The 12,356-nt window shown below is 71.6% G+C and carries 9 protein-coding genes; 3 read left to right on the forward strand and 6 right to left on the reverse strand.

What is annotated here, in order from left to right; all coding sequences use genetic code 11:
• The first annotated feature begins 157 nt into the window (after nucleotides 1–157).
• The 3 genes from ACGFSH_RS13300 (at nucleotide 158) to cydD (ending at nucleotide 6,329) form a co-directional block, all read left to right on the forward strand.
• Nucleotides 158–1,666, forward strand: coding sequence for a cytochrome ubiquinol oxidase subunit I (locus ACGFSH_RS13300; RefSeq protein WP_393347841.1), 1,509 nt, complete (start codon nucleotides 158–160; stop codon nucleotides 1,664–1,666).
• A gap of 20 nt (nucleotides 1,667–1,686) precedes the next feature.
• A complete protein-coding gene (gene cydB / locus ACGFSH_RS13305) occupies nucleotides 1,687–2,691 on the forward strand; it encodes a cytochrome d ubiquinol oxidase subunit II (RefSeq protein WP_393347843.1) in 1,005 nt (334 codons plus the stop codon).
• An 89-nt stretch (nucleotides 2,692–2,780) separates the two neighbouring features.
• Nucleotides 2,781–6,329, forward strand: coding sequence for a thiol reductant ABC exporter subunit CydD (gene cydD, locus ACGFSH_RS13310; protein ID WP_393347845.1), 3,549 nt, complete (start codon nucleotides 2,781–2,783; stop codon nucleotides 6,327–6,329).
• Here cydD and ACGFSH_RS13315 read toward each other — a convergent pair.
• The 6 genes from ACGFSH_RS13315 to ACGFSH_RS13340 all read right to left on the reverse strand — a co-directional run bounded on the left by ACGFSH_RS13315 (nucleotide 6,313) and on the right by ACGFSH_RS13340 (nucleotide 12,324).
• Nucleotides 6,313–7,200 carry a Cof-type HAD-IIB family hydrolase gene (locus ACGFSH_RS13315; protein ID WP_393347847.1) on the reverse strand — a complete coding sequence of 296 codons (888 nt, stop codon included), beginning with the start codon at nucleotides 7,198–7,200 and terminating at the stop codon, nucleotides 6,313–6,315. The genes cydD and ACGFSH_RS13315 overlap by 17 nt on opposite strands.
• A 108-nt stretch (nucleotides 7,201–7,308) precedes the next feature.
• On the reverse strand, nucleotides 7,309–8,211 hold the full coding sequence (locus tag ACGFSH_RS13320) for an LLM class flavin-dependent oxidoreductase (protein WP_393347849.1): 903 nt from the start codon (nucleotides 8,209–8,211) through the stop codon (nucleotides 7,309–7,311).
• A gap of 41 nt (nucleotides 8,212–8,252) precedes the next feature.
• Nucleotides 8,253–8,696 carry a hypothetical protein gene (locus tag ACGFSH_RS13325; protein ID WP_393347851.1) on the reverse strand — a complete coding sequence of 148 codons (444 nt, stop codon included), beginning with the start codon at nucleotides 8,694–8,696 and terminating at the stop codon, nucleotides 8,253–8,255.
• A 49-nt stretch (nucleotides 8,697–8,745) separates the two neighbouring features.
• A complete protein-coding gene (locus tag ACGFSH_RS13330) occupies nucleotides 8,746–9,309 on the reverse strand; it encodes an RNA 2'-phosphotransferase (protein WP_393347853.1) in 564 nt (187 codons plus the stop codon).
• A gap of 122 nt (nucleotides 9,310–9,431) precedes the next feature.
• Complete coding sequence (locus ACGFSH_RS13335) at nucleotides 9,432–10,421, reverse strand: MerR family transcriptional regulator (RefSeq protein ID WP_393347855.1); 990 nt, start codon at nucleotides 10,419–10,421, stop codon at nucleotides 9,432–9,434.
• Between the two features lie 22 nt (nucleotides 10,422–10,443).
• Nucleotides 10,444–12,324: an SDR family oxidoreductase gene (locus tag ACGFSH_RS13340; protein ID WP_393347857.1), complete on the reverse strand. Its 1,881-nt coding sequence runs from the start codon at nucleotides 12,322–12,324 to the stop codon at nucleotides 10,444–10,446.
• Between the last annotated feature and the right edge of the window lie 32 nt (nucleotides 12,325–12,356).

A 12,356-nucleotide genomic window follows, 5' to 3' on the forward strand; every position in this document is an offset into this window, starting at 1 on the left:
TGTGCTGGTCGGAGTGGTGCACGGCTGTGTGGCCAAGGGGGTTCCCGCGGGTAAGGGGACCCCCTTTGGCATGTCGAAAATCCGTGCGGCATACTAGCTTGTGAATGTGAACGCTTTCACAAGCGTGATCCACGAGCGTGAGGTTAGGAGTGACGACGTGGACCTGGCTCTGGCGCCGGAGACACTGGCGCGCTGGCAGTTCGGCATCACCACCGTCTACCACTTCCTCTTCGTTCCCCTGACGATCTCCCTCGCGGCGCTCACCGCCGGGTTGCAGACCGCCTGGGTGCGGACGGAGAACGAGAAGTACCTGAGGGCGACGAAGTTCTGGGGCAAGCTCTTCCTGATCAACATCGCGATGGGGGTCGTCACCGGCATCGTGCAAGAGTTCCAGTTCGGCATGAACTGGTCCGACTACTCGCGCTTCGTCGGCGACGTGTTCGGCGCGCCGCTGGCCTTCGAGGCCCTGATCGCCTTCTTCTTCGAGTCCACCTTCATCGGCCTGTGGATCTTCGGCTGGGACAAGCTGCCGAAGAAGATCCACCTGGCCTGCATATGGATGGTCTCGATCGGCACGATCCTGTCGGCCTACTTCATCCTCGCGGCCAACTCGTGGATGCAGCACCCGGTCGGCTACCGGATCAACAAGGAGAAGGGCCGGGCCGAGCTCACCGACTTCTGGGCCGTGCTGAGCCAGAACACGGCGCTCAGCCAGGTCTTCCACACCATGTCCGCGGCCTTCCTCACCGGCGGCGCCTTCATGGTCGGCATCGCCGCCTTCCACCTGTACCGCGGTAAGCACATCCCCGTGATGAAGACCTCGCTGCGGCTGGGCCTGGTGACCGTGGTCGTCGCCGGCCTGCTCACCGCCGTCAGCGGAGACGTGCTCGGCAAGGTCATGTTCAAGCAGCAGCCGATGAAGATGGCCGCGGCCGAGGCACTGTGGGACGGCGAGGCGCCCGCGCCCTTCTCGGTCTTCGCCTACGGCGACGTCGAAGAGGGGCACAACAAGGTCGCCATCGAGATCCCGGGTCTGCTCTCCTTCCTCGCCAACGACGACTTCAGCTCGTACGTCCCCGGCATCAACGACGTGAACAAGGCCGAACAGGAGAAGTTCGGTCCCGGCGACTACCGGCCCAACATCCCGGTGGCCTACTGGGGCTTCCGCTGGATGATCGGCTTCGGCATGACGTCCTTCGCCGTCGGCCTGGCCGGACTGTGGCTCACCCGGAAGAAGTTCCTGCTCCCGCAGCACCTGCGGGTCGGCGAGGACGAGGTGCCGCATGTGGTGCTCTTCCGGAACAAGGCGCTGGGCCCGCAGCTCACCAGGCTCTACTGGCTCGCGGCGATCTGGACCCTGGGATTCCCGCTGATCGCCAACTCCTGGGGCTGGATCTTCACCGAGATGGGCCGCCAGCCCTGGGTCGTCTACGGCGTCCTGCAGACCCGTGACGCGGTCTCCCCCGGTGTCTCCCAGGGCGAGGTGCTCACCTCGATGATCGTGTTCACGGCCCTGTACGCGGTTCTCGCCGTCGTGGAGGTCAAGCTGCTGGTCAAGTACGTGAAGGCCGGCCCGCCCGAACTCACCGAGGCCGACCTCACCCCGCCCACGAAGATCGGCGGCGACTCCCGTGACGCCGACAAGCCGATGGCCTTCTCCTACTAGGCCGAGGGAGCTGCACAGTCATGGAACTTCACGACGTCTGGTTCGTCCTCATCGCCGTCCTGTGGACCGGCTACTTCTTCCTGGAAGGCTTCGACTTCGGGGTCGGCATCCTCACCCGGCTGCTCGCCCGTGACCGGCCCGAGCGGCGGGTGCTGATCAACACCATCGGACCGGTCTGGGACGGCAACGAGGTGTGGCTGCTCACCGCGGGCGGCGCGACCTTCGCCGCCTTCCCCGAGTGGTACGCCACGCTCTTCTCCGGCTTCTACCTGCCCCTGCTGCTCATCCTGGTCTGTCTGATCCTGCGCGGCGTCGCCTTCGAGTACCGGGCCAAGCGGCCCGAGGAGAACTGGCAGCGCAACTGGGAGACCACGATCTTCTGGACCTCTCTGCTGCCCGCGTTCCTGTGGGGTGTCGCCTTCGGCAACATCGTGAGGGGCGTGAAGATCGACCGGAACTTCGACTACGTGGGCGATGTCTGGGATCTCCTCAACCCGTACGCGCTGCTCGGCGGCCTGGTGACGCTGACCCTGTTCACCTTCCACGGCGCGGTGTTCACGGCGCTCAAGACCGTCGGCGACATACGTGAGCGGGCCCGGAAACTGGCGCTGAAGGTGGGCGTCGTGACCGCTGTGCTCGCGCTGGTCTTCCTGCTCTGGACGCAGATCGACAGCGGTGACGCCAAGAGCCTGGTCGCGGCCGTCGTGGCGGTGGCCGCACTGGTCGCCGCGCTGGTGGCGAACCAGGCCGGGCGGGAAGGCTGGTCGTTCGCCTTCTCCGGGGTCACCATCGTGGCCGCCGTGGCGATGCTCTTCCTGACGCTCTTCCCGAACGTCATGCCGTCCACGCTGAACGCGGACTGGAGCCTGACGGTGACCAACGCCTCGTCCAGTCCGTACACCCTGAAGATCATGACCTGGTGCGCGGGGATCGCCACACCGCTGGTGATGCTCTACCAGGGGTGGACCTACTGGGTTTTCCGCAAGCGGATCGGTACGCAGCACATCGCCGAGTCCGTTCACTGAGTCCCTGCTGAGGGGTGTTTCACGTGAAACACCCCTCATGAGGAAAGAGCGTGTTTCACGTGGAACATGCTCTTTGAGAGGTGTTTCACGTGAAACCGATCGACCCGCGTCTGCTGCGGTACGCCGGTGCCACCCGCGTCTTCCTGGCGGCGGTCGTCGGTCTGGGCGCTGTCGGGGCCGCGCTGGTCATCGCCCAGGCCATGCTCATCGCCGAGGTGGTGGTCGGTGCGTTCCAGCACGGCATGTCGGTCGCCGAACTGCGCACTCCCCTGCTGCTGTTGGCGGCCGTCGCGGGCGGTCGGGCGCTGGTGGCCTGGTGCACCGAACTCGCCGCACATCGCGCGAGCGCGGCCGTGAAGTCCGAGCTGCGGGGGCGGCTGCTGGAGCGGGCCGCGGCCCTGGGACCCGGCTGGCTCGGCGGGCAGCGCACCGGTTCGCTGGTGGCCCTCGCCACGCGCGGCGTGGACGCCCTCGACGACTACTTCTCGCGCTACCTGCCCCAGCTCGGTCTGGCCGTGGTCGTGCCGGTGGCGGTGCTCGCGAGGATCGTGACCGAGGACTGGGTGTCCGCCGCGATCATCGTCGGTACCCTGCCGCTGATCCCCGTCTTCATGATGCTGATCGGCTGGGCCACCCAGTCCCGGATGGACCGCCAGTGGCGGCTGCTGTCCCGCCTGTCCGGCCACTTCCTGGACGTCGTCGCCGGGCTGCCCACGCTGAAGGTGTTCGGACGGGCCAAAGCGCAGGCCGAGTCCATCCGCCGCATCACCGGCGAATACCGCCGCGCGACCATGCGAACGCTGCGCATCGCGTTCATCTCGTCGTTCGCGCTGGAACTGCTGTCGACGCTCTCGGTGGCCCTGGTCGCCGTCGCGATCGGCATGCGGCTCGTCCACGGGGAGATGGATCTGTACGTCGGGCTGGTGATCCTCGTGCTCGCCCCCGAGGCGTACCTCCCGCTGCGGCAGGTCGGCGCGCAGTACCACGCGGCGGCCGAGGGACTGGCGGCCGCGGAGGAGATCTTCCAGGTGCTGGAGACCCCGCTGCCGACGCCGGGGACACTCGCGGTGACCGAGGGCGGGGTGGCCTTCGAGGGGGTGACCGTCCGCTACCCGGGCCGCTCCGGCGACGCCGTCACGGACGTGAGCTTCACCGTCGAACCCGGTGAGACGGTCGCCCTGGTCGGCCCCAGCGGCGCGGGCAAGTCGACGTTGCTGCACGCCCTGCTGGGCTTCGTGGAACCGGTCGAGGGCCGGGTGCTGGCCGGGGGAGTCGACCTCGCGGCGGCCGACCTGGAGCAGTGGCGGTCGCGGATCGCGTGGGTGCCACAGCGGCCGCACCTGTTCGCGGGGACGGTCGCCGAGAACGTACGCCTGGCACGCCCCGACGCCGACGGCCCTGCGCTGCGCAGGGCGCTGGCGGACGCGGGCGCGCTGGAGTTCGTCGACGCCCTGCCCGAAGGGGCCGACACCGTGCTCGGCGAGGACGGAACGGGACTGTCCGCCGGCCAGCGCCAGCGCCTCGCGCTCGCCCGGGCGTTTCTCGCCGACCGTCCCGTCCTGCTGCTGGACGAGCCGACCGCCGCGCTCGACGGACAGACCGAGGCGGAGGTCGTGGCGGCCGTACGGCGGCTCGCGGCCGGGCGCACCGTGGTGCTCGTGGTGCACCGGCCGGCGCTCCTGGCGGTGGCCGACCGCGTCGTGCGGCTGGCCGGGACCGAGTCCCGCGAGCCGCTGCCGGCCACCCTCGGGGACGCCCCCGCCCACCCGGCGGAGCCGATGGCGGCGACGCCCGCCGGACGGGACGCCGAGATCCTCGACGCGGCACCGGAGAGCGGTGTCCTCGCCCGGGTCCGCGCCATGGCGGGGGCCCGGCGGGGCCGGCTCGGCCTCGCCCTGCTGCTGGGCAGTCTGGCCCTCGGCAGCGCCGTGGGCCTCATGGCCACCTCCGGGTGGCTGATCTCGCGCGCCGCGCAGCAGCCGCCGGTCCTGTATCTGATGGTGGCCGTGACCGCGACCCGTGCCTTCGGCATCGGACGCGCGGTGTTCCGGTACGCGGAGCGCCTGGTTTCCCACGACGCCGTGCTGCGGATGCTGGCCGACACCAGGGTCGCCGTCTACCGGCGGCTGGAGCGGCTGGCGCCGGCCGGCCTGCGTGCGACGCGGCGGGGCGATCTGCTGACCCGGCTGGTCGCCGACGTGGACGCCCTTCAGGACTACTGGCTGCGCTGGCTGCTGCCCGCCGGCTCGGCCGTCCTGGTCTCGGCCGGGTCGGTCGCCTTCACGGCGTGGCTGCTGCCCGAGGCCGGAGCCGTGCTCGCCCTCGGCCTGCTGGTGGCGGGAGTAGGGGTCCCGCTGGTCACCGGCGCGGTCGCGCGGCGGGCGGAGCACCGGCTCGCCCCCGCCCGGGGCGTGCTCGCCACCCGCACGGCCGACCTGCTCACCGGCACCGCCGAACTCACGGTGGCGGGCGCCCTGCCCGCCCGTGCCGCCGGGGTGCGCGCGGCCGACGGCGTGCTCACCCGGATCGCCTCGCGTGCGGCGACCGCCACCGCGCTCGGTGACGGACTGACCGCCCTCGTCTCCGGCCTGACGGTCACGGCGGCGGCCCTCGTGGGCGCCCGGGCGGTGGCCGACGGGCGGCTGTACGGCGTGATCATGGCGGTGGTCGTCCTGACCCCGCTGGCCGCCTTCGAGGCCGTCATGGGCCTGCCGCTCGCCGTGCAGTACCGCCAGCGGGTGCGCAGGAGCGCGGACCGGGTCTTCGAGGTGCTGGACTCCCCCGAGCCCGTACGGGAGCCGGAGCGGCCCCGCCAGGCGCCCGCGTCGCCCTTCCCGCTCGTCGTCGAGGAGCTGTCGGCCCGCTACCCGGGGCAGGACCGGGACGCGCTCACCGGCGTGGCCCTGACCCTGACCCGGGGCCGCCGCATCGCGGTGGTGGGACCCTCAGGGTCGGGCAAGACCACGCTCGCGCAGGTGCTGCTGCGGTTCCTCGACGCGGAGGCGGGCTCGTACACGCTGGCCGGGGTCGACGCCCGGGCCCTGGACGGCGACGACGTACGCGCGCTGGTCGGGCTGTGCGCACAGGACGCGCACCTCTTCGACAGCTCGGTGCGCGAGAACCTGCTGCTCGCGAGGAAGGGGGCGAGTGAGGACGACCTGCGGGACGCTATGGCGCGGGCCCGGCTGCTGGAGTGGGCCGACGGTCTGCCCGAGGGCCTCGACACCCTCGTCGGCGAGCACGGGGCGAAGCTGTCCGGCGGCCAGCGACAGCGGCTCGCCCTGGCCCGGGCGCTGCTCGCCGACTTTCCCGTCCTGGTGCTCGACGAGCCCGCCGAGCACCTGGACCTGCCGACCGCGGACGCGCTGACCCGGGACCTGCTGGCCGCGACCGAGGGCCGCACCACGCTGCTGATCACCCACCGCCTGGCGGGACTCGACGCCGTCGACGAGGTGGTCGTGCTCGGTGAGGGCCGGGTGGTGCAGCGAGGGTCGTACGCGGAACTGACCGCCGTGGACGGCCCGTTGCGGCGGATGGCCGAACGGGAGGAGGCCGCGGAGCTGATCAGCGGCCCGGCACCCGCTCACGACGGCTCACGGCGCGCACATCGTCACACGAGCGTCACGCCCGCTCGGTGAGCAGCCGCTCGATGACGAGGGCGACCCCGTCCTCGTTGTTGGCGGCCGTCCGGCCGGATGCCGCCGCGAGGACGTCCGGGTGGGCGTTGCCCATCGCGTACGACCGTCCGGCCCAGGTGAGCATCTCGACGTCGTTCGGCATGTCCCCGAACGCGACGACCTCCTCGTGGGAGATGCCGCGCTCCGCACAGCACAGAGCGAGCGTGCTGGCCTTGGACACCTCGGGGCCGCTGATCTCCAGCAGGGCGCTGGGGCTGGAGCGGGTGACGTTGGCGCGGTCGCCGATGGCCAGCCGGGCCAGCGTGAGGAAGGCGTCCGGGTCGAGCGTGGGATGGAACGCGAGGATCTTCAGCACCGGCTCGTCGGCCCCGGGGGCGTCCGGCGCCAGCAGGTCCTCGGCCGGCGCGAGGTGGTCGGGGACCTCCATGTGCATCTTCGGGTACTCCGGCTCCTGGTAGAAGCCGTAGGTCTGCTCGATGGCGTACATGGTCCCCGGCGCGGCCTCCCGCAGCAGCCGGACGGCGTCGAGCGCGTTGTCGCGCGCCAGCTCGCGCACCTTCACGAACCGGTGCGCGCCCGGGCCGCCGTGCAGGTCGACCACGGCGGCGCCGTTGCCGCAGATCGCCAGGCCGTGCCCGTGGACATGGTCGCTGACGACGTCCATCCAGCGCGCCGGGCGGCCGGTGACGAAGAAGACCTCGATGCCCGCCTCCTCGGCGGCGGCGAGCGCGGCGACCGTGCGGTCGGACACCGACTTGTCGTCGCGCAGCAGGGTGCCGTCGAGATCGGTGGCGATCAGCCGCGGCGGGAGGGCTGCGGCCGGGGTCACGGGCTGTCGAGTCGCTGAGGTCACCGGGCCATTCTCCCGCATCGGCCCGCACGGCCGTGCGAGAGCCCGCTCACGGCAGAGCGGGGCGGCGGCACGGCCGCGGCAGGTGCCGGCGGGAACAGGGCCCGGCGCGGGCCGAACGCCGACGGGTCAGCGCAGCTGCGCCGGGGCCTCCATGGCGATCCGCTCGAAGACCTTCTCGTCGGTGGCGAAGTCGGAGTCCGGGATCGGCCAGTGGACCACGATCTCCGTGAAGCCGAGTTCCTGGTGCCGGCCCGCGAACTCGACGAAGGCGTCCAGCGAAGCCAGCGGCCGGGCACGGTCCGGGGTGAATCCGGTGAGCAGGATCTTGTCCAGGTCGGTCACCTCGCGGCCGCGGGCGGCGCAGGCGTCGGCGAGCTTCTCGGTCTGATCACGCAGGGCTCGCACCGACTGCTCGGGCGTGCCGTTCTCGTACAGCTTGGGGTCACCGGTGGTCACCCACGCCTGGCCGTACCGGGCGGCGAGCCGCAGCCCACGCGGGCCGGTCGCGGCGATCGCAAAGGGGAGCCGGGGCCGCTGAACGCAGCCGGGGATGTTGCGTGCCTCGTGCGCCGAGTAGTGGTCGCCCTCGTAGGACACCGAGTCCTCGGTGAGCAGCCGGTCGAGCAGGGGCACGAACTCGCCGAGCCGGTCGGCCCGCTCCCGCGGGGTCCACGGTTCCTGGCCGAGGGCGGTCGCGTCGAAGCCGGTGCCGCCGGCGCCGATGCCCAGGGTCACCCGCCCGCCGGAGATGTCGTCCAGGGAGATCAGTTCCTTGGCGAGGGTCACCGGGTGCCGGAAGTTCGGCGAGGTCACCAGCGTCCCCAGGCGCAGTCGCTCGGTGGCGCCCGCGGCGGCGGTCAGCGTGGGGATGGCGCCGAACCAGGGACCGTCCCGGAAGCTTCGCCAGGACAGGTGGTCGTAGGTGTACGCGGCGTGGAAGCCTAGCTGCTCGGCCCGCGTCCAGGCGGAACGGCCGCCCTCGTGCCAGCGGCGATGGGGGAGGATCACGGTGCTCAGGCGCAGACTCATGCCGTCGAGCGTATGCGGATGCCCGGTTTCACGTGAAACGGTCACCGGGTGCGTCGGGCGAGCCACGGGCTGAGCCCGACCAGGATGTACTCCTTGTGCACGCGGTCGCTGGGCAGCGGCACCATCAGGAAGTGACCGGGAGGAAAGCGGCGCGCCTTCACCCAGGCGTGGCCGTCGTAGAGGGAGCGCAGGAAGGCGGGCACGTCGTCGCGGTCGACGTCCGGGCACTCGACGCCGTCGACGGTGATCAGGGCGTCGTCGTCGGGGTAGAGCCGCACCCTCACGTGCGGTCGCCCACCCAGCTCGACATGGGCCTCGTGCGGCAGTGACCCGTCCGGGTCGGCGGTGACGCCCACGCCCGCGGTGGTGCGCCGGGAGGTCTGGTCGGCTCCGATGTCGTGGGTCACCTCGATCTCGCGCCCGTACTCGGCGGCGATGGCGCGAAGGGCGGTGACCGCTGCCTCGGTCGAGGGAAGGTGAGTCATGTCCGTGATCATCTCGAATGAGGGGCGACCGTCGATGGCGAGCCCTGCCTCAGTGCCGTTCGGGGAAGCGCAGGTACCGCGGCGGCACGGACTTCGTCAGCCACACCCCGTTGGCGCTCACGTGGAAGACATGGCCGTCACGGTGCATGGCTGCCGCGTCCACGGAGAGCACCACGGGACGGCCCCGGCGTGCGCCGACGCGGGTCGCGGTCTCCCGGTCGGCGGAAAGGTGCACGTCGTGGCGGTTCATGGGGCGCAGCCCCTCCACGCGGATCGCGTCCAGCGAGCGGCCGACGGTCCCGTGGTAGAGGTACGGCGGCGGGGTAGCCGGGGGCAGTCCGAGGTCGACCTCGACGCTGTGGCCCTGGCTGGCACGGATCCGCGTGCCCTCGATCGCGAAGCGCTTCTTGTCGTTTGCGGCGACGACGTGGTCCAGCTCGTCGCGGGTGAAGCGGAAACCGTGAGCGGCGCACGCCGCGATCAGGTCGTCGATCTCGACCCAGCCGGCCTCGTCGAGCGTGAGGCCGATGCGTTCGGGCTGGTGGCGCAGGTGCTTGGAGAGGTACTTCGACACCTTCACGGTGCGTCTCCCGGCATTGTCCTTCTCGTTCATCCGCTCAGCATGGCGGGAGAGACGCGGATCACGCATTTTGTTTTGCGACCGATGTTTGATCCACAAGCAACTCTGTTTATCCACAGCCCAATTGGCGATTCTGTGGACAACCACGGTGCCTGTCAGGCGTGTTCGTCAACCTCCCTCGGCCCGTCATGGCTTGAGGCCATGTGGTCCAACCGACGGGCCCGTAGCTCGCGTTCGGCGGCCAGCGTGAGGAACTCGGCGGCTTGCTCCGCGCCGACCAGCTTCTCCACAGCGCGCATTGTGTCCTCGGGAACCACCACGGAACGCGTCTCTGACGGGGCGACCTCGGGATCACCCGCGCCGAGGCGCCGGCGCAAGTGTTCGGTGGCGAACAGACGCATGGCGCGGGCCAGTTCGGCGTCCACGGTCTGCCGGGCGAGCGGGCGCAGCCGTCGCACGAGCGAGGCCGCCTCGGCCGTCTCGGCGTCGGTGGGCCGGTGCTCGCCGTCGAGGTACCGGGCGAAGACGTGCTCGGCGGTGAACTCCAGGAACCGGGAGGCGATGTGCTCAACCTGGCCCCTCAACTCCCGCAGCTGCGCGGTGATCGCGGCGAGGGGGACTCCGGCGGCATGCAACTCCACTGCGACTGCCAGTTCTTGGGGGCTGGGCACGAGGAAGGCGTCGTCGTCCCCGGGGACGGGCTCCAGCACCCCGAGGGCCACCGCGTCCGTGATCGCCCGGTCGTCCGGAACGCCGCCGAAGCGGCCCGTCAGCTCGGCGCGGGACACCCGCGCGGGCTCCTCATCCGTCCATGGGCCGTCCACCTCCGCGACCAGGCCGAGGACCCCCTCCAGACCGCGGCCGGTGTCATGGGCGTCGAGAAGTTCCCTGATGGAGACCAGTGTGTAGCCGCGGTCGAGGAGGCCGGCGATCTGGTGGAGCCGGGCGAGATGGGCGTCCGAGTAGTGGTTGGCACGCCCCTTGCGCTCCGGACGGGGCAGGAGGCCGCGGTCCTGGTAGGCGCGGATGGTGCGGACGGTCGCGCCCGAGAGATGGGCGAGGGTCTCGATGCGGTACGGCGGCCGGGGCGGCGGGGAGGCGGTCAACTCGCCCCCGCCCAGGCCCTCGTCGCCCCACCCGCGCATTCTCCCGGCGGCGTCCGGCGGCTCACAGTGACGGTCCGACCCGGGCCAGCGCCCTCAACGCCCGCGGCAGGAACCGGGACAGGGCGTAGGACACCTTCGCCTCCGGAGTGACCCGGACCACCGCCTCGTCCAGCAGCACCGCCCGCAGGATCGCGTCCGCGACCTTCTCCGGCGGGTAGTTGCGCAGGCCGTACGCGCGCGTGGAGCGCTGCTGACGGCGTCGCTCCTCCTCCGCGTCCACCCCCACGAACGTCGCCGTGCCGGTGATGTTCGTCTTCACCAGACCGGGGCAGACCGCCGAGACGCCGATGCCCCGGCCTGCCAGTTCGGCGCGCAGGCACTCGCTCAGCATCAGAACGGCCGCCTTGGACGTGCTGTAGGCGGGCAGCGCCTTGGAGGGCTGATAGGCGGCCGCCGACGCCGTGTTGACGATGTGGCCGCCCTGTCCCCGCTCGGCCATCCGCCGGCCGAACAGACGGCAACCGTGGATGACGCCCCACAGGTTGACGTCGAGGACCTTGCGCCAGTCGTCGGACGTGGTGTCGAAGAAGGACCCCGACATGCCGATGCCCGCGTTGTTCACCAGCACGTCCAGAACGCCGTGTTCGGCGTGGACCCTCGCCGCGAGCTTCTCCATCGCCTGCTCGTCGGAGACGTCGACCGTCTCCGCCCAGGCTCCGGCAGCGCCGATCAGGCGGGACATCTCGGCCGTCCGGGCGGCGGCCTCCCCGTCCCGGTCGACGGCGATCACCCGCGCGCCCGCCTCGGCGAACGCGACCGCCGTGGCCCGCCCGATGCCGCTGCCCGCGCCCGTGACCAGCACCAGCCGGCCGCCGAAGCGCTCGGCGCAGCGGACGGCGTCGGCCGTGCGCACCGGCCCGGCGCCCTTCGCCCGCGCCCGGCCGGCGTTCCTCCGCTCCCGCCGGGCCTGCGCCCGGCCCTGCCCGACGGCCTCACTCGCCCCTTCGCCTTCCCCCTCCTCGTCCCCGTCCCGTTCCCGCTCCACCGCGGTGACGAAGTCGTCGATCCAGGAGGCGACCTGGTCGGGGCGCGTGCGCGGGATCCAGTGCCCTGCCGCGACGGTGCGCCGGGTCAGCCTCGGCGCCCACTCCTCCAGCTCGTCGTACAGCCGCTCCGAGAGGAACCTGTCCTCCAGGGGCGTGATCAGCTGCACGGGCGCGTGCGCGTACGCGTCGGACCGCGGACGCCGCAGCCGGACGCGCACGTTGTCCCGGTACAGCCACGCGCCGTGGGCGGCGTCCGACGGCAGCGACGGCGTCGGGTACGCGCCCGTGGGGACCTTCTCGACCCGCCGCAGGATGCCGGGCCAGGCCTTGCCGAGCGGGCCCCGCCAGGCGAGTTCGGGCAGCGCGGGCGTGTGCAGCAGGTACACGTACCAGGATTTCGCGCCCTGGCCGAGGAGCTGTCCTACCCGGCGCGGGGTCGGCCGCTTGACCCGCTTGCCGATCCAGTGGCCGAAGTGGTCGAGGGACGGGCCGGACATGGACGTGAAGGACGCGATCCTGCCCTCGGTGCGGCGCACGGTCACGAACTCCCACGCCTGCACGCTGCCCCAGTCGTGCCCCACCAGGTGCACCGGCCGGTCCGGGCTGACCGCGTCCGCCACCGCCAGGAAGTCGTCCGTGAGCTTCTCCAGGGTGAACCCGCCCCGCAGCGGCTTCGGCGTGCCGGAGCGGCCGTGGCCCCGGACGTCGTACAGCACCACGTGCAGCCCGAAGCGGACCGCCAGCCGCGTGGCGACCTCGGACCACACCTCCTTGCTGTCCGGGTAGCCGTGCACCAGGACGACCGTCGGCCGGCTCGGGTCGCCCAGCTCGGCCACGCACAGATCGATCCCGCCGGTTCGCACCCGGCGCTCACGAGCGCCCTGCGGCAACGTCACTCGCCCTCCCCCTCGTGCTCGGCCTCGCGCTT

The organism is Streptomyces sp. NPDC048481, assembly GCF_043200075.1.
Lineage (GTDB): Bacteria > Actinomycetota > Actinomycetes > Streptomycetales > Streptomycetaceae > Streptomyces.